14 protein-coding genes are annotated in these 15,231 nt (G+C 63.5%); 7 read left to right on the top strand and 7 right to left on the bottom strand.

From position 1 onward, the window contains the following. Nucleotide 1: 1 nt before the first annotated feature. The 3 genes from ACFQND_RS11430 (at nucleotide 2) to sorU (ending at nucleotide 2,336) form a co-directional block, all read left to right on the top strand. A complete protein-coding gene (locus tag ACFQND_RS11430) occupies nucleotides 2–676 on the top strand; it encodes a hypothetical protein (RefSeq protein WP_371438551.1) in 675 nt (224 codons plus the stop codon). Beyond that, nucleotides 673–1,884 (top strand): SorT family sulfite dehydrogenase catalytic subunit, encoded by a 1,212-nt coding sequence (sorT, locus tag ACFQND_RS11425; protein WP_371438552.1) that lies wholly within the window; start codon nucleotides 673–675, stop codon nucleotides 1,882–1,884. Before ACFQND_RS11430 ends, sorT begins: the two co-directional genes overlap by 4 nt. Nucleotides 1,885–1,985: 101 nt before the next feature. Next, nucleotides 1,986–2,336, top strand: a complete 351-nt coding sequence (sorU, locus tag ACFQND_RS11420; protein WP_371438553.1) for a SorU family sulfite dehydrogenase c-type cytochrome subunit — start codon at nucleotides 1,986–1,988, stop codon at nucleotides 2,334–2,336. Between the two features lie 143 nt (nucleotides 2,337–2,479). On the opposite strand, the gene ACFQND_RS11415 is transcribed toward sorU, so the two are convergent. The 6 genes from ACFQND_RS11415 to ACFQND_RS11390 all read right to left on the bottom strand — a co-directional run bounded on the left by ACFQND_RS11415 (nucleotide 2,480) and on the right by ACFQND_RS11390 (nucleotide 9,450). Next, nucleotides 2,480–3,454: a Bug family tripartite tricarboxylate transporter substrate binding protein gene (locus ACFQND_RS11415; protein WP_371438554.1), complete on the bottom strand. Its 975-nt coding sequence runs from the start codon at nucleotides 3,452–3,454 to the stop codon at nucleotides 2,480–2,482. 149 nt (nucleotides 3,455–3,603) lie between these two features. After that, the gene (locus tag ACFQND_RS11410) at nucleotides 3,604–4,602 is read right to left on the bottom strand and encodes an MBL fold metallo-hydrolase (protein ID WP_371438555.1); all 999 of its coding nucleotides are present in this window, start codon (nucleotides 4,600–4,602) and stop codon (nucleotides 3,604–3,606) included. Nucleotides 4,603–4,628: 26 nt separating this feature from the next. Then, a complete protein-coding gene (locus ACFQND_RS11405) occupies nucleotides 4,629–5,753 on the bottom strand; it encodes an alpha/beta hydrolase family protein (protein WP_371438556.1) in 1,125 nt (374 codons plus the stop codon). Beyond that, nucleotides 5,746–6,315, bottom strand: a complete 570-nt coding sequence (locus ACFQND_RS11400) for a VOC family protein (protein ID WP_371438557.1) — start codon at nucleotides 6,313–6,315, stop codon at nucleotides 5,746–5,748. The genes ACFQND_RS11405 and ACFQND_RS11400 overlap by 8 nt, the downstream gene beginning before the upstream one ends. Then, nucleotides 6,312–8,078 carry an FAD-dependent oxidoreductase gene (locus ACFQND_RS11395; RefSeq protein WP_371438558.1) on the bottom strand — a complete coding sequence of 589 codons (1,767 nt, stop codon included), beginning with the start codon at nucleotides 8,076–8,078 and terminating at the stop codon, nucleotides 6,312–6,314. The genes ACFQND_RS11400 and ACFQND_RS11395 overlap by 4 nt, the downstream gene beginning before the upstream one ends. Nucleotides 8,079–8,118: 40 nt before the next feature. Beyond that, a complete protein-coding gene (locus tag ACFQND_RS11390; RefSeq protein ID WP_371438559.1) occupies nucleotides 8,119–9,450 on the bottom strand; it encodes an MFS transporter in 1,332 nt (443 codons plus the stop codon). A 154-nt stretch (nucleotides 9,451–9,604) separates the two neighbouring features. Here ACFQND_RS11390 and ACFQND_RS11385 point away from each other — a divergent pair, with 154 nt between their 5' ends. From ACFQND_RS11385 to ACFQND_RS11370, 4 genes are all read left to right on the top strand, one after another. Beyond that, nucleotides 9,605–10,519, top strand: a complete 915-nt coding sequence (locus tag ACFQND_RS11385; RefSeq protein ID WP_371438560.1) for a LysR family transcriptional regulator — start codon at nucleotides 9,605–9,607, stop codon at nucleotides 10,517–10,519. A gap of 197 nt (nucleotides 10,520–10,716) precedes the next feature. Beyond that, a complete protein-coding gene (locus tag ACFQND_RS11380) occupies nucleotides 10,717–11,235 on the top strand; it encodes a sugar dehydrogenase complex small subunit (RefSeq protein ID WP_371438561.1) in 519 nt (172 codons plus the stop codon). A gap of 10 nt (nucleotides 11,236–11,245) precedes the next feature. After that, the gene (locus ACFQND_RS11375; protein ID WP_371438562.1) at nucleotides 11,246–12,886 is read left to right on the top strand and encodes a GMC family oxidoreductase; all 1,641 of its coding nucleotides are present in this window, start codon (nucleotides 11,246–11,248) and stop codon (nucleotides 12,884–12,886) included. Further along, nucleotides 12,883–14,271 carry a c-type cytochrome gene (locus ACFQND_RS11370; RefSeq protein WP_371438563.1) on the top strand — a complete coding sequence of 463 codons (1,389 nt, stop codon included), beginning with the start codon at nucleotides 12,883–12,885 and terminating at the stop codon, nucleotides 14,269–14,271. The genes ACFQND_RS11375 and ACFQND_RS11370 overlap by 4 nt, the downstream gene beginning before the upstream one ends. 14 nt (nucleotides 14,272–14,285) lie before the next feature. Here ACFQND_RS11370 and ACFQND_RS11365 read toward each other — a convergent pair whose 3' ends face one another. Further along, nucleotides 14,286–15,224, bottom strand: coding sequence for a ParB/RepB/Spo0J family partition protein (locus ACFQND_RS11365; RefSeq protein WP_371438564.1), 939 nt, complete (start codon nucleotides 15,222–15,224; stop codon nucleotides 14,286–14,288). Between the last annotated feature and the right edge of the window lie 7 nt (nucleotides 15,225–15,231).

Here is a 15,231-nt window from a genome sequence, read left to right as displayed (position 1 = left end):
GATGCCGGATCAACGCCCCCCCGACAGCGCCTTCGATTTGCGCGCCCGCGCCGAACTGGCACTCGCCTTCGACCCCGGCCAGCCGCCCGCGCAACTGTTTCGCCACACGCCGCTTTGGTCGCACCGCGGCGTGCAGCGCGCCGCGGCCGCCCTGCTGCTGGCCGCCACCGGCACCACGGCCGTGCTGGCCATGCGTCCGCCGGCCCTGGTTCGTGACGCGATTGAACACGAATATTACGAACGAACGCTGCGCGGCAACTTCATCGACAGCAGCAAAGTCCTGCAACACCTGGGCCTGAGCCCTGAACAGGCGCTGCCCGGTTACCCGCAACTGATCCGCCCCTGCGACATCGACGGCCATCTGGCCTACCACCTGACCACTTTTTTTGAGAAAGGCGGCATGGTCACGGTGTTTGCCTTCGACGACGCCATTTCCCTGCCCGACGCCAGCGGCTGGTGGGGCAATGTCTATTGGCAGGTCATCACCGCGCGCAACGGCAAACCGCTGGTGCTTGTGGCGCAAAAAGAAAAAGCCCTGGGCGTGGCGCAGGCCGCGCTGCAGGCCGTGTCACCGTCCCTTGCGCCCAGCGTCACCAATCTTCGCAAGCCCACGGCCACCGCGCCGCGGGGCCCCTTTGTCTTTCCCATCACCCCCACTTCACAGGAGACTCCATGACTGTTGCCCTCACTTCCCTGCCACGCCGCCGCCTGCTCACAGGCAGTGCCGCGGCCCTTGCTGGCGCCGGCCTGGCCAGCTGGTCACAAGGCGCACTGGCACAGGCCGCAGCCGCCAAGCCGCTGCCGGCCTACGTGGGCTGGAAGAACGCGTCCGACGTCATCGTGCACAGCAGCACCACGCTGGAGACCAAACGCAGCGCCTTCGGCACCAGCGGCATCACCCCCAGCAACCAGCTGTACCTGCGCAATAACCTGCCCGCGCCCGACGCCACCATCGTGGCCGATCGTGACGCCTGGGAAGTCACCGTGGCCGGCGTGAAGAGCCCGCGCAAACTGACAGTGCGCGAACTCAAGACCCTGGGCCTGGAGACCGTGACCATGGTGCTGCAATGCTCGGGCAACGGCCGCGGCTTCTTCCCGAGCAAACCCAGCGGCACACCCTGGACTGTCGGCGCCGCCGGCTGCGTGGTCTGGAGCGGCGTGCCTGTGCGCGCCGTGGTCGAGTCCCTGGGCGGCGTGAGCGCCGGCATGCGCTTCATGACCGGCACCGGCGGCGAAAAACTGCCCGAGGGCATTGACCCGAAAAGCATCATGGTGGAACGCTCGGTGCCCGCCGCCGCCATGCAGGATGCCTTGCTGGCCTGGGAAATGAACGGCGAGCCGATTCCGCTGGCCCATGGTGGACCGCTGCGCCTGATCGTGCCGGGTTACCAGGGTGTGAACAACATCAAGTACATCAAACAGCTGGCCTTCACGGCGCAGGAGAGCGACGCCAAGATCATGTCGCACGGCTACCGCATGTCGCCCCCAGGCGGCAAGGGCGACCCGAGCCAGCCTTCGGTGCAGGAGATGAGTGTCAAGTCCTGGATCAACTCACCCCTGCCCGAAAGCGGCACGCTGGCCGCTGGCGGCACGGTGCAGATCCAGGGCGTGGCCTTCGGTGGCCTGCATGCCGTCAAGGGTGTGGAAGTGTCCATCGACGGCGGCAAGACCTGGCAGAAGGCCCGCTTCATCGGCCCCGACATGGGCAAGTACGCCTGGCGCCAGTTTGTGCTGCAGGCCAGGCTGCCGGCCGGCACCTACACCCTGGCCAGCCGCGCCACCGACACAGCCGGCAACGTGCAGCCCGAGACACGTGGTGAAAACCAGAGCGGCTACAACAACACCAGCTGGGCCGACCACGCGGTCAAGGTCACCGTAGCCTAAGCACCAGCCTGCCGTTTCACGGCACTGCGCCACCCTGGTCCCTCGGGCCTGGGTGGGCCGCGGCTTGACGCCATTCCCTTCTTTTTTAAGACACCATCGCCATGACTTTCAAGACATCCTCCTCCCGCCACCTGCGCGCCCTGGCCCTGCCGGCGCTGCTGCTGAGCTGCAGCCTGGCCGCTGCGGCCGACAACACCGCCCAATTGACCCTGGGCAAGAAACTCTTTACCACCTCCGTGCCCGCCTGCGCGGTCTGCCACACGCTCAAGGACGCGGGTGCCGAGGGCGCCGTCGGCCCCGTGCTGGACGAGTTGCAACCTGACGCGGCGCGCGTCGCCAAGGTGCTGCGCGATGGCCTGGGCAGCATGCCTTCTTTCAAGACCAGCTTGAGCGAAGAACAGATCCAGGCGCTGTCGGCCTACGTCGCCAAGGCCAGCCGCGGCGGAAAATAAGCCACACTCAATTGAAGCAGACGCGGCCGCAGCACAGACACTGTGGTCGTGGCGCAACCATGAAGAACCAGGGCCATGGAGCTACGGGGTCTTCGCAATTCCGGCCTCAAACTATGGGATCGGTTAATTCAAGTGGGCAAACCTCACTCAGCTTTGGCACCAGAGGTTTTCACCATGATGCCCGAGCGCGTGTAGTCGCTGCGTATGAATGCCGCAAAAGTCTCCGACGACATGTTCATGGGATCGGCTCCGGCACTGATGATGCGGTCCCTGACATCAGGCATGGCCAGCGCGCGGTTGATCTCGCTGTTGAGCTTGCGCACGATTTCAGGCGGCGTTCCGGCCGGAGCCGCAAAGCCGAACCATCCCACAACCTCATAACCGCTGACGCCGCCCTCGGCAACCGTGGGCAGATCGGGCGCGGCCGCCGAGCGCCTGGCGCCGGTTACCGCCAGGGCGCGCACCTTGCCGGATTTGGCGTTGGGCAGCGCCGTGACGATGTTGTCGAACATGAGATTGATATGGCCACCCACCAGGTCGGTCATCGCTGGCGCGCTGCCCTTGTACGGCACGTGAACCATCTGCACGCCGGCCATGGCCGCGAACTGCGCCGCGGCCAGGTGCGCCAGCGAACCGCTGCCATAGGAGCCATAGGAAAGCTTGCCCGGCTGGGCCTTGGCCAGTGCGATGACTTCCCTGACGTTATGCGCAGGAACGGACGGGTTGACCAGCAGCACGGTCTGGGTCAGCGCGATAGGCGCAATCGGTACAAAGTCCTTCAGCGGGTCAAAGGCCAGCTTTTCATAAAGGTGCGGATTGACGGCGAAAGTCACGTTGGTGCCCAGCAGCAGTGTGTAGCCGTCGGGCGCAGCCTTGGCAGTTGCTTCAGCACCCAGGTTGGTGGCTGCGCCGGGTTTGTTCTCTATCACCACAGGCTGGCCCATGGACTCCTGCAGCTTCTGGCCGATCATGCGGCCCAGGATATCCGTTGTGCCGCCGGCCGCATAAGGAACGATCAGCTTGATAGGCCGGGCCGGATAGGTCTGGGCCGATGCGGCGATGGACACACCTGCAATGACGCAGGCAGCCAGGAATTTTTTCAGCAGGGTTTTCAGCATGTTGTCGTCCGGTGGTTTTAGTTGTCGTTGAAAATTTGGTAGTGCGGATTGCAGCCGCAATTTCTTCTTTTGGGGTGTACGCCTTCATCGTATGCCGGGCCGGGGCCTGCGATAACCCGGGCTAACACGCAGGCCATGCATGGCTCGGCTCAGGCCGTAGCAGAGGCCTTTTCACCGCGCAGGATCGCCCAGAGTTCACGATCGCGCTCAGCTGTCCAGACCACAGGGTGCACCGTGCCGCGCAGCTCGTCATAGGCACGCGACACGTCGAACGGCAACACATGCTGGAACACCGGCCAGTCACCAAAACGCGGTTGCATGGCGGCCTGGGCACGCTCAAAACATTCCCTGAGCCCCTGCTGCGAATCAATGCCGGCCTTCACGCTGGCCAGCAGCGTCGCCAGAAAATCCTGCGTGAGATCTATGGCCTCGGCGCAGGCCGCGGCGCCGCGCAGCACCGCTCCGCGCCCCGGGACCAGCACTTCGGGCGCCAGCGCGCGCACGGCATCCAGCGTATTTGCCCAGTCGCCGATATAGGCATCACCGGCATAAACGCCGCAACGGTTTTCCACCACATCGCCGGAGAACAGCACTCGGCAATCCGGCAGCCACACCACCGTGTCGCCGCCGGAGTGGCCGCGGCCCAGGCATTGCAATCGCAGTTCGCGTTTGCCCACCCACAGGCTCATTTCGCGCTCGAACGTGATCGTCGGCACGGTCAGGCCGGGTATCTCTTCAACACCGGCAAACAGCCTGGGGAAGCGGCCAACCTCGGATTCAAAATCGGCCTGCCCGCGCTCGTGAACCCAGTCCAGCGTTCCCTGGCTGGCAATGATGGCCTGTGCGTCGCTGAACGCGCTGGCGCCCAGGACTCGCACCGCGTGGTAATGCGTCAGCACAATGAATTTCACGGGTTTGTCGGTGACCTGCCGGATGTCGGCCAGGAAATCACGCGCCATGCGCGGCGTGGGCCGTGTGTCGATCAGGACAACATGATCGTCGCCCACGATAAAACCGCAGTTCGGGTCGAAGTCGCTGATGTAGCCGTAGACACCTGGCGCGAGCTCACGTACCTGGGGCTTTTGTTCACGGGTATCCGAGGCCGAGGCGAAGGAGTTTGCAGGCGGGGTGGAAATATTCGAATTCATTCTGTGGTCGATATGAGGGAATTGCTTCAGGCAAGGGCATGCGCCCATTCGGCGATCGCGTCAGCCGCAACCGTGACCAGCTGCGGCTGGCCAGCCAGGTAATGGTTGCCGCCTGTGATGTCAACATTGCGGATGCGCGCGCCGCCGGCGGCAAGCCAGGCATCACGCGTGCTCGGGAAGGTTGACTGGTCCGCCGTATAGGTCAACAGCAGCGAAGGCACACTGGTGCGCGCCAGGTTTGAAGGGCCGTCGGCCTGCGAGCGCGACGACCACTGCGAAAGAAAGGCAGTGAGCGAGGTGGTGCGTCCCATGGCGTTGACCGAATAATTGACTGCACGTGCATCGCCCCAGACGCTTCCTGGCGCACGGTCATTCGGGTCAATCGACAGGTCCACACAGCGCGGGTCGGCATGCGTGCGGTACACCACAAAAGCCTGGTCGCGCGGCGCGCCCGGCGTGCTGCGCAATACACGAAGCCGCTCCAGCGCCCAGGCCTCGATGCGGTCCAGGCGGGCCTTTTGCGCCGCCTTGAATTGCGCCAGGAAATCCGCCTGGTAAGGAACCGCATGGCGCGGGTTGTACATGTCCAGCGCCGGGTCTGCCGACAACACATCGTGCTCGTCAGTCACGGACGGGTCTATCCAGTCCAGCAACAGTTTGGTGCGGCCCTGATGGGCCGCGCAAAGCGCAATGCCGTCCACAGGCGGCAGATCGTCGGCATGCAGGTGGGTCGGATCGCCGTCGGCAAAATGGTGCGCCGTGAGTTTCTCCGCCTGTGCCTGGTAAAAACTGGCCAGGGCCGCGCCGCCGGAGTTGCCTATGAGCACGATGCGTTCGTAACCGGCTGCGCGCAAATATTTCACGCCCGCGCCCAGGTCCTGGATGGCACGCTCCATCAGCAGGACCGTGTCGTTGCCGGCGTAGCGCGAGTTCAGGCCCAGGCAGCATATGCCGCGTTCGGCCAGCGGGGCAATCAGGTAGTGGCCCATGAAATTGCTGGTCGGGTGCATGACGATTGCAGCTGTGCGTTTACGCCCCACGGGCACGCTGTAAGCCCCGTAGATGCGAGGCCGCAGCATCTGCAGGCCGGACTGGCTTTCCGTCGCTGCACCGGGCTTGACGTCTATCACGGCAAGTTGCAGTTCAGGCATGCGCAGGCACCCCTTTCTGGCCGGACTGGCGCAGTTGCGCCTTGCGCCGGGTCCACTCATCCAGGTCCGCGTGCGCGCAGGCAGCATGCGCCTGCATTTCCGCATCGGAGGCGGTGGGTGTGGTCAGCTCAAGCCTCAGGCCGTTCGGGTCAAAGAAATAAATCGATTCGATGATGTGGTGGTCCGTCACGCCAAGAACCTCGACGCCGGCAGCCTCCAGCCTGGCCTTGGCCGCGCTCAGGTCGGCAACGGAATCGACGCGCAGCGCCAGGTGGTTGACCCATGCCGGCGTGTTCGGCGAAGGCAATGCGCTGATGTCGTCGCCCAGGTCAAAAAATGCGATGAAAGAGCCGTCGGCCATTTCGAAAAAGATATGCACATAAGGACAGTACTCGCCGGTGCTTGGCACGTGGTCGCTTTTGATCACATGCACCAGCGGCAGCCCCAGCAGGTCTTCGTAAAAGTGGCGCGTTTCTTCGCTGTCACGGCAGCGCCACGCAAAGTGGTGAAGCCCGCGCACCGCAACAGGGTGTGGCGACAAACGGATAGTCGGTTGGTTCATGTCGGTTGGGTTGTTGGATTGGAAAAATCTGCGCCATGGCCTTGCGGCCTGCCGGCCTCCTGCGCAATATGCCGGGCCGCAACATAGCCGAAGGTCATGGCCGGGCCGAGCGTGATGCCACCGCCCGGATAGGCGCCGCCCATCACGCTGGCCATGTCGTTGCCCACGGCATACAGCCCCGCAATCGGCCGGCCGTTTGCACCCGTCACCCGGGCCACGGTGTCCGTGTTGAGACCGGCGAAAGTGCCAAGGTCGCCGATCACGATTTCGACTGCGTAAAAAGGCCCCTGGACCAGAGGTGCAAGGCAGGGATTGGGGCCGTCATGGTCACCGTCGCCCATGAAGCGGTTATAGGCCGTGCTGCCCTTGCCGAACTGCGTGTCATGCCCTTGCGCGGCATCCTGGTTGAACTGCGCAATGGTTTGCGCCAGCCGGGCTGCATTGATATTGATGGCTTTTGCCAGCTCGGCAATCGTGTTGCCCTTGCGCAGGTAACCTGAACGCAGAAAACCGCCCAACGGCATGGGAAAAGGTTTGGCGAAGCCCAGCCCATAGCGGCGTACGGCGCGGTGATCGGCAATGAGAAACGCCGGGCCCGGCTGGCCATCCGGCTCCGACGCAAGCAGTGCGGGAATGAAGTCGTGGTACGAGTCGGCTTCGTTCACAAAACGGTTGCCGCTGCGGTTGACGGCGATGATGCCGGGTTTGGCGCGGTCAATGAAGTGCGGGAACAGGCCGTACCCGCCATTGCCGTACGGTACACGCGACAGGGTGACCCAGGCCGCCGCATGGGCCATATCGTTGCTGACACGGCCGCCGGCTTTTTCTGCGGCGCGCAGGCCGTCTCCGGTGTTGCCTTGAGGCGCCGGCGAGTGGTGTGAGCCGCCGCGCTGCAGGTGCGGGAACAGCTTGCTGCGGCGCGCCAGGTCATGCGGAAACCCGCCGCAGGCCAGCACGGTAGCATGGCGCGGGCGCAACTCGACCAGCTTGCCGGCGCGTTCCACACGCACACCAGTCACGGCACCACCTTCGACGATCAGCTCCTGCATCGGACATGACAGCCAAAGCGGGATGTCGAGTTCATACAGCGTGTGCGCCAGCCGCGCCATCAGGGCCCCGCCATTCGTCAGGCGCATGCCCCTGCCGTGCCGTAGCAGGTCCATGAAGTGGTTGCCGAACACGCGTGCGACATATTTGGCAGAGGTCCATGACTTGGTGGCGCGCAGGAAGTGCCTGACCTCATCGCCTGAAACAGTGACCAGGCCAAAGAGTGTCATCTCCCTGATCGGCGGGCGCAGTGCCGCAATATTTTTGCCCAATGCCTTGCCGTTGTAATGCGCGGCATACAGCGTGCGCCCGCCCTGTGAAGCACCGGGCATGCCCGGGTGGTAGTCGGGGAACACCGGTGCCGGCAGGAACTGCATGGCGGTGTTTTTCTCGAAGAAGCCGACCATTTCAGGGCCGTTGTCGAGGAAGGCGTCGATCATGTCCTGGCGAGCATGCGGGCCGGCTTCATGCAGCATGTAGGTCTTTGCATCCTCCCTGCTGTCCGCAATGCCTAGCCGTGCGGACACGGGGTTGCCGGGTATCCACATGCCGCCGCCGGACAGCGCGGAGGTGCCGCCGTACACGGTGTCCTTTTCGACCACGATGACACGCAGGCCCTGCAGTTTTGCGGTGATGGCCGCCACCATGCCGGCGGCGCCCGAGCCCACAACCAGCACGTCGAATGCCGGCTGCTGCCCTGTTGCATGATCTGTCATCGGCGTTGCTGCTCCTGCAACAAGTAGACGTAGTGCGCCATCAGCCTTTACCGCCCCACTGTTTGGCTTCTGCGATGCTGAATATCGCCAGGAAGCTGATCAGGCACAGCGCGGCCATATAGAGCGAGATGGAGAAGGAGGTGCCGGTTGCCACCAGCAGCAGTGCGGCAAAGAAAGGCGCCAGTGCGCCGCCAATGATGGAGCCCATCTGGTAGCCCAGCGATGTGCCGCTGAAACGCACCTTGGGTTCGAACAGCTCGCAGAACAGCGCAGCCATGGGGCCGTACATCGCGGCAATGCACAGGCGGGCGCCGGCGATGGCGATAAATACCAGCGCCGGGATGGCGGTGTCCACCACGGGGAAGAAGGCCAGGGCCCACAGCACGCCTATGCCGGTGCCGCCCATCATCACCTTGCGGCGGCCTATGCGGTCCGAGAGTTTGGCGAAGTACAGCGTGGCGACGATTTCCAGCAGGTTGGCCGCGATGATGAAAGACAACATGGTCGAGCGCGGCAGGCCCAGCTTGGTGGTGCCGTAACTCAACATGTAGACCAGCACGATGTAGCCCATGCCGTTTTGTGCAAGGCAGGCCAGTGCGGAGGTGATGACCGGTTTTTTATGCTTGCGGAAAATCTCCACCAGCGGCGTCTTGACGGCTTCACCGTGTTTGCGGGCTTTCTCAAAGATCGGGCTTTCGCTGACCTTGTGCCGCACATAGAGGCCTATGCCGACCAGCACGATGCTGAACAGGAAAGGAATGCGCCAGCCCCAGGTCTGGAACTGCTGCTCGGTCAGCGCAAGGCCTATGCCCAGGAAGACCGCATTGGCCAGCACCAAGCCGGCCGCCACACCCAGTTGCGGGAAGCCGCCGTAAAAGCCGCGCTTTTCGGGCGGCGCGTGCTCAACGGCCATCAGGATGGCGCCGCTCCATTCGCCACCCACGCCAAAGCCCTGGCAGATGCGCAACAACACCAGCAGCACAGGCGCCCAGATACCGATTTGTGCATAGGTCGGCAACAAACCAATGGCGAAGGTGCCCACGCCCATCATCAGCAATGAGAGAACGAGCATGGCCTTGCGCCCTATGCGGTCACCGAAGTGGCCCATGACCAGGCCGCCTATGGGGCGTGCAAAAAAGCCAATGGCGAAGGTGCTGAACGCCGCGAGCGTGCCAGCCAGTTCCGAGGTTTTCGGGAAAAACTGGGTGCTGAAAATCAGCGCCGCAGCGGTTCCGTAAATGAAAAAGTCAAACCACTCAATGGTTGCCCCTATCAGGCAGGCGATGGCCACGGTACGGGGGGATGCGTCGGCCTTTGCCGAACGCCCGGTCAATGCAGACGCCTGTGCCGGCGCCGCTGCTGTCTGCAACATGTTTGCTCCTTGATAAGTGTTATGCCGGACACCGCGCAGGCTGGCTCAGGGTTTGCGGCGTCTCGTTTGTCCCCGTTGTGGGCCATGCGGGATTAGAAAATACCGACACTTATAATTCAATCGAAATATATTCATTGATTAATGAAGTGACTTCATGAATCTGACTTTGCGCCAACTGCGCGCCTTTGCAGCGGTGGCCGATGCCCACAGTTTTACCGAGGCAGCCGCGCAGCTGCATCTCACACAGTCGGCACTGAGCGTGCTGGTCCGCGAGCTGGAGCGTGACCTGGGTGTTCGTGTGCTGGACCGCACAACGCGCAGGGTGAGCCTGACGGAAGCCGGCCGCGACTTCTACCCCTCCGTGCAGCGCATATTGAACGACCTGGGCAATGCCGTCACCAGCGTGGCCGACCTGCGCGACAAGAAAAAAGGCATCCTGAGGCTGGCGGCCCCACAACTCATGGCCTGCACATTGATACCGCAAGTCATCGCGGCCTACCGCGAGCGCTTCCCGAATGTCGAAGTGCGCGTGACGGACACCCTGCCAGAGCACCTGATGGCGGGCCTGGTAACCGGGGAAGTGGAGCTCGCCATCGGCCCCGACCAGCAGCCTGCGGACAGTGCCGTTGAAGTGGAGTCAAAAACCCTGTTCCGGGACCGGCACTGGCTGATATGCCGGCCTGACCACGCCCTTGCGCGCAGGAAGAAGGTTTGCTGGGACGAATTGAGCCCCTACCCGTTCATTGCCCCGACACAGGACTTCATGCGTAGGCTACGCGCCGAGTCGCACGCCGACCTGCAGGGCGTGCTGCCCTTCCCGGTCCAGGCCGTTTCCTACATGACAACGGCGCTGGGCATGGTCGCTGCCGGCCTGGGCCTCACGGTATGCCCGACCTATGCGGCCTCACTGGTGAAAGGTTATGGACTGCAAACGGTACCACTGGAGCAGCCGCAGTTTTTCCGTGAAGTCTGCGTCTACTCCCCGGCCAACCGGGCATTGTCACCAGTGGCCAACAGCTTTATTGGATTTATTGTCCAGTACGCACAAAACCGGGAGCATTCTGCATGAAGGTGCACTCCTTTAAACCACGCGCCGCCACCAGCGCAAACAGAATTGCCCCTGCTTGAACAAGTGCGCCAAACAGGGGCACTGCACGGCCCCCGGGCAAGTTATTGCGCACCCGCCGGTTTTGCAATTCTGATTCAGAAGCGTAGGATGCAAGACGGCAAGAGTTGCAATAGAACCCACGAAAAAAGGCACTCTCGATGGATGCTCCCGATGACCTTGTGCACGGTTCCAGCCCGCCCAATGCGGCACGACGGGGTTTGCTGGTGGGCCTGTTATCGGCCTATACCGCTTCCCTGATTCCCTGGGCGCTGGCGCAACCAGTGGTCAGCGCCGAGCAGGGTTCGTTTGTGGCTGTCTCGTCCCTGCTGGCCGGGCGCCAGGCCCTGGATACCGTCCTGGCCACACGTCTTTACGATGCGCTGACGGCGGACGACCCCGGATTTCCGGCGGCGACCAAAGCCCTGCTCACGCTGATCAACGAACGCAAGATCGATCCCCTGCAATTGCAGCAACTGCTGGACAGCGAAAAGTCGCCGCTCGCGGCGCTGCCGCGCAAGATCGTCACCGCCTGGTACATGGGCATCGTCGGCAACGGCGACAAGGCGCGTTGCCTGGCCTATGAACATGCGCTTAATGCCGGGGTCGTCGAAGACGTGCTGAAGCCGCCGACCTATTCGTACGGCGTTTACGCCAGCTGGGAAAAAAAACCAAACTGAGGGGCGAGACATGGCAGAACAGTTGTCGGCTGACTTTGTGGTCATAGGCTCCGGAATCATTGGCTCCACCACGGCACTGCAGTTTTTGAAGCAGGGCGCCTCCGTCATCATCCTGGAGGCTGGGCCTCGCGTCACGCGCGATGAAATCGTCGCCCGTTTCCGCAACTCGCCTCGCAAAAGCGACTGGATGTCGCCCTATCCACCGGCACCCTGGGCACCGCATCCGGTGTACCAGCCCAAGGACGACGGCTACCTGGTCCAGGCCGGCCCCTACCCCTACCCCGCCGAGTACATCCGCATCGTCGGCGGCACGACCTGGCACTGGGCCGCCCAGGCCTGGCGCATGGTGCCCAATGACCTGCGCATCAAGAGCCTGTATGGCGTGGGCGTTGACTGGCCTTTCAGCTATGAAGAGCTTGACCCGTACTACCAGCAGGCCGAAGAAATCATGGGCGTGTCGGGAGCGACCAACACCGGCTCGCCACGCAGCAAACCGTTTCCCATGCAGCCCGTGGCCGAGCCTTATGCCATGCGCCGCCTGCGTGAACGGCTGGCACCGGTGTATGCGGTGGTGGGCAACACGGTCGCACGCAACAGCCGAACCTACGGCGGCCGGCCCGCCTGCTGCGGCAACAACAGCTGCCAGCCGATTTGCCCGATTGATGCCCAGTACCACGGCGGCATTGCAGCCGCGGACGCCGAGGCCGCCGGTGCCCAGCTGATCCCGAACGCCAATGTCTACCGGATCGAACATGACGCGCAGGGGCGTATCGCCGCGGTGCATTATTACGACCCCGACAAGGCCAGCCACCGCGTCACCGGCAAGACCTTTATTCTTGCGGCCAACGGCATCGAAAGCCCGCGCCTGCTGCTGCTCTCGGCCAGCGACAAATACCCCCAAGGCCTGGCCAACAGCTCCGGCATGGTGGGCCGCAACCTGATGGACCACCCGAGCACCTCGCTGACCTTCGATGCCGAGGAAGAGTTGTGGCTGGGGCGCGGACCACAAAGCCCCAACTCCATCAACACCTTGCGTGATGGTGCCTTCCGCTCGGAACACGCGCCCTATCGCCTGGACTTCACCAACATCTCGCGCGTGGCCGGCAGCACGCAGTCCCTGATCGACCAGGGCGTGTATGGCCCGGAACTGGAAAAACGCTTGCGCTACAGCGCCGCGCATGAACTCAACGTGAAGAACGTGCTGGAGGTCTTGCCGCACCCGGACAACCGCATCACCCTGAGCGACCAGAAAGACGCCATGGGCATCCCGAAACCGCAAGCCCATTACGCCATCGACGAGTACACACGCAAAGGCGCCGAGGTCTCCAGGGCCGACTTTGCGCGTATTGCCGAGCTGATGGGCGGCAGCAACCTGCGTTACAGCAAGGACGGCAGTTTCGCGAACAACCAGCACATCTGCGGCACCATGAGCATGGGCAAGGACGCTAAAACCTCGGTCGTCAACGAGTTCGGCCGTTGCCATGACCATGAGAACCTGTTCATCACCAGCACCGGCGTATTGCCGACCGCAGGCACCTGCAACTCGACACAAACCGGGCTGGCAGTGGCGCTACGAACGGCAGAGCACATCCTGCCAAAAAGTGCCCCTCCCGGCACCCCGGGTGCGCCCACGCAAGGGGTGACACGATGAAAGCGCGGACGCATCTGGCCTTGCCTCTCGCCGCACTGCTGCTGGCACTTCACGGCCCGGTTGCGGCCCAGGCAGCAGCGAACGCCGACCCCGCCCTGGTCCAGCGCGGCCAATACCTGGCCACGGCCGGGGATTGTGTGGCCTGTCACACGGCCCCCGGAGGCAAGGCCATGGCTGGCGGCCTGTCGCTGCCGATGCCGCTGGGTGCCATTGTCTCGACCAACATCACGCCGTCGAAGACCCATGGCATAGGCAACTACACACTGGAGCAGTTCACCGACGCCTTGCGCAAGGGCGTACGCGCTGACGGGCAACACCTCTACCCGGCCATGCCGTACACATCCTACGCACTCGTCACCAACGACGACGCCAGGGCCATGTATGCCTACTTCATGCAGGCGGTTGCACCTGTCGATAGCGCGCCGCCGGCCACGGCCCTGCCCTTCCCCTTCAACATCCGGCTGTCGATGGCCGCCTGGAACCTGTTGTTTCTCGACAGCAAGCCCTTTGTGGCCGATACGGGCAAAAGCGCGGAATGGAATCGCGGCGCCTACCTGGCGCGCGGACTCGCGCATTGCAGCACCTGCCACAGCCCGCGCAACCTGATGATGGCAGAGGACCTGTCGCGTGAACTTGGGGGCGGCGACGTCGGCTCCTGGCATGCGCCCAATATCACCTCGGACGCCAACAGCGGCATAGGCGGCTGGAGCGAGCAAGAGCTGGTGAGTTATATGCGCCAGGGTTACGCCGCCAACAAGGCCCAGGCCTCCGGCCCCATGGCCGAGGCCATAGACCACAGCCTGCGCCACCTGAACGAGGCCGACCTGCGTGCGATGGCGGTGTATTTAAAAACCGTGCCGGCGCAACGCGATGCGGCCGACACGCAGCCGGTTTACGCCTGGGGCAAGGCCTCCGATGACCTGAACAGCATACGCGGCGTGGCCCTGCCCAAGGACCTCAACGAGATGACCGGCGCGCAACTCTACGACGCACACTGCGCCACCTGCCACCAGGCCCGCGGCCAGGGCAGTTTCGACGGCGGCCTGCCGCCGCTGTTTCACAATACGGCGCTGGGCCGCGCCAACACCAACAATCTGGTCATGGTGATGCTGGAAGGCATTCAGCGACAGGCCGACACGACCGAAATCCGCATGCCGGCATTTGCAAAAACCCTGTCCGACCGGCAGATCGCCACCCTGGGCAGCTACCTGCTGGAACGTTATGGCAATCCGCAAGCCCGTGTCAGCGCCGATCAGGTGAAAAACTTGCGGGCCGGTGGCGGCTCGTCAAACCTGGTCTGGATGGCAAGGCTGGGCATGCTGGCGGCCGTCGTGCTGGTGGTGGCCGCATTTTTTGCCTTCCGGCGGCGCAAGCGCGAGAAATAAGCCGGAGGCCGGCCTTACCTGCCGCCGCGCAGCCGCTCGATCAGGCCGTTGAGCTCATCCATGGAGCTGAACTGGATCGCCACCTCGCCCATGTCCTCGCGTCTGCCGTTGCGCTTGACCTGTTTTTTGATACGCACCTCGACCTCGGCCATCAACAGGTCTGCCAGCTCTTCTTCAACGCGGCGGGTGTCGCGGGATTTTTCCTTGGCGGCTTTTTGCGGCTTCAGGGAGAACTCGGCGCTGAGTTTCTTGACCAGGCTTTCGGCCTCGCGCACCGACATTTTTTTGGCGGCGATCTGGTTGGCGGCGGTGATTTGCGTGGCGCGGTCCAGGGCCAGCAAGGCCCGTGCGTGGCCCATGTCGATGTCGCCCGCCATCAGCATGGTCTGCACCGGATCGGCCAGGTTCAGCAGGCGCAAAAGGTTGGAGGCAGCGCTGCGCGAACGGCCCACGGCTTGCGCAGCGAGTTCGTGAGTGAGCCCAAACTCTTTCACCAGGCGTTGCAGGCCCTGGGCCTCCTCCAGCGGATTCAGGTCTTCGCGCTGTATGTTTTCAATCAGCGCCATGGCGGCTGCCGACTCGTCGGGCACATCGCGCACCAGCACCGGCACGCTGTCCAGGCCGGCGATCTTGGCGGCACGGAAGCGCCGCTCGCCCGCGATGATTTCGTATTTGCCGTCGTTGGCGCCGCTGCTCAGGCGCCGCACCAGGATGGGCTGCATGATGCCCTGGACCTTGATGGACTCGGCCAGCTCGTAGAGCGCGCCCTCGTCCATGCGGGTGCGCGGCTGGTACTGGCCGGCCACCATGTCGGACAGGCGCAGCGATGCGGGCAGGCCCGGGCTGTTGGCGGTGCTGCTGGCGTTTTCGGCGTCTGTAGCGGTTTCGCTGACCTTGGGGCCCAGCAGGGCTTCAAGTCCGCGGCCAAGGCCTTTTGGTTTTTTCGTGACCATGGTTTCT

It is taken from the genome of Polaromonas aquatica (genome assembly GCF_042659145.1).
Lineage (GTDB): Bacteria > Pseudomonadota > Gammaproteobacteria > Burkholderiales > Burkholderiaceae_C > Polaromonas > Polaromonas aquatica.
The sequence above is the reverse complement of the archived record's forward strand: the minus strand, read 5'-3'. Positions and strand labels throughout refer to the sequence as shown.

What these genes read in the sequence shown, in the direction of transcription:
- sorU (WP_371438553.1), top strand. Translation starts at nt 1,986, where the DNA reads ATGACTTTCAAGACATCCTCCTCCCGCCACCTGCGCGCCCTGGCCCTG.
- ACFQND_RS11380 (WP_371438561.1), top strand. Translation starts at nt 10,717, where the DNA reads ATGGATGCTCCCGATGACCTTGTGCACGGTTCCAGCCCGCCCAATGCG.
- ACFQND_RS11375 (WP_371438562.1), top strand. Translation starts at nt 11,246, where the DNA reads ATGGCAGAACAGTTGTCGGCTGACTTTGTGGTCATAGGCTCCGGAATC.
- ACFQND_RS11365 (WP_371438564.1), bottom strand. Translation starts at nt 15,224, where the DNA reads ATGGTCACGAAAAAACCAAAAGGCCTTGGCCGCGGACTTGAAGCCCTG.
- ACFQND_RS11370 (WP_371438563.1), top strand. Translation starts at nt 12,883, where the DNA reads ATGAAAGCGCGGACGCATCTGGCCTTGCCTCTCGCCGCACTGCTGCTG.
- ACFQND_RS11410 (WP_371438555.1), bottom strand. Translation starts at nt 4,602, where the DNA reads ATGAATTCGAATATTTCCACCCCGCCTGCAAACTCCTTCGCCTCGGCC.
- ACFQND_RS11385 (WP_371438560.1), top strand. Translation starts at nt 9,605, where the DNA reads ATGAATCTGACTTTGCGCCAACTGCGCGCCTTTGCAGCGGTGGCCGAT.
- sorT (WP_371438552.1), top strand. Translation starts at nt 673, where the DNA reads ATGACTGTTGCCCTCACTTCCCTGCCACGCCGCCGCCTGCTCACAGGC.
- ACFQND_RS11405 (WP_371438556.1), bottom strand. Translation starts at nt 5,753, where the DNA reads ATGCCTGAACTGCAACTTGCCGTGATAGACGTCAAGCCCGGTGCAGCG.
- ACFQND_RS11390 (WP_371438559.1), bottom strand. Translation starts at nt 9,450, where the DNA reads ATGTTGCAGACAGCAGCGGCGCCGGCACAGGCGTCTGCATTGACCGGG.
- ACFQND_RS11400 (WP_371438557.1), bottom strand. Translation starts at nt 6,315, where the DNA reads ATGAACCAACCGACTATCCGTTTGTCGCCACACCCTGTTGCGGTGCGC.
- ACFQND_RS11430 (WP_371438551.1), top strand. Translation starts at nt 2, where the DNA reads ATGCCGGATCAACGCCCCCCCGACAGCGCCTTCGATTTGCGCGCCCGC.
- ACFQND_RS11395 (WP_371438558.1), bottom strand. Translation starts at nt 8,078, where the DNA reads ATGACAGATCATGCAACAGGGCAGCAGCCGGCATTCGACGTGCTGGTT.
- ACFQND_RS11415 (WP_371438554.1), bottom strand. Translation starts at nt 3,454, where the DNA reads ATGCTGAAAACCCTGCTGAAAAAATTCCTGGCTGCCTGCGTCATTGCA.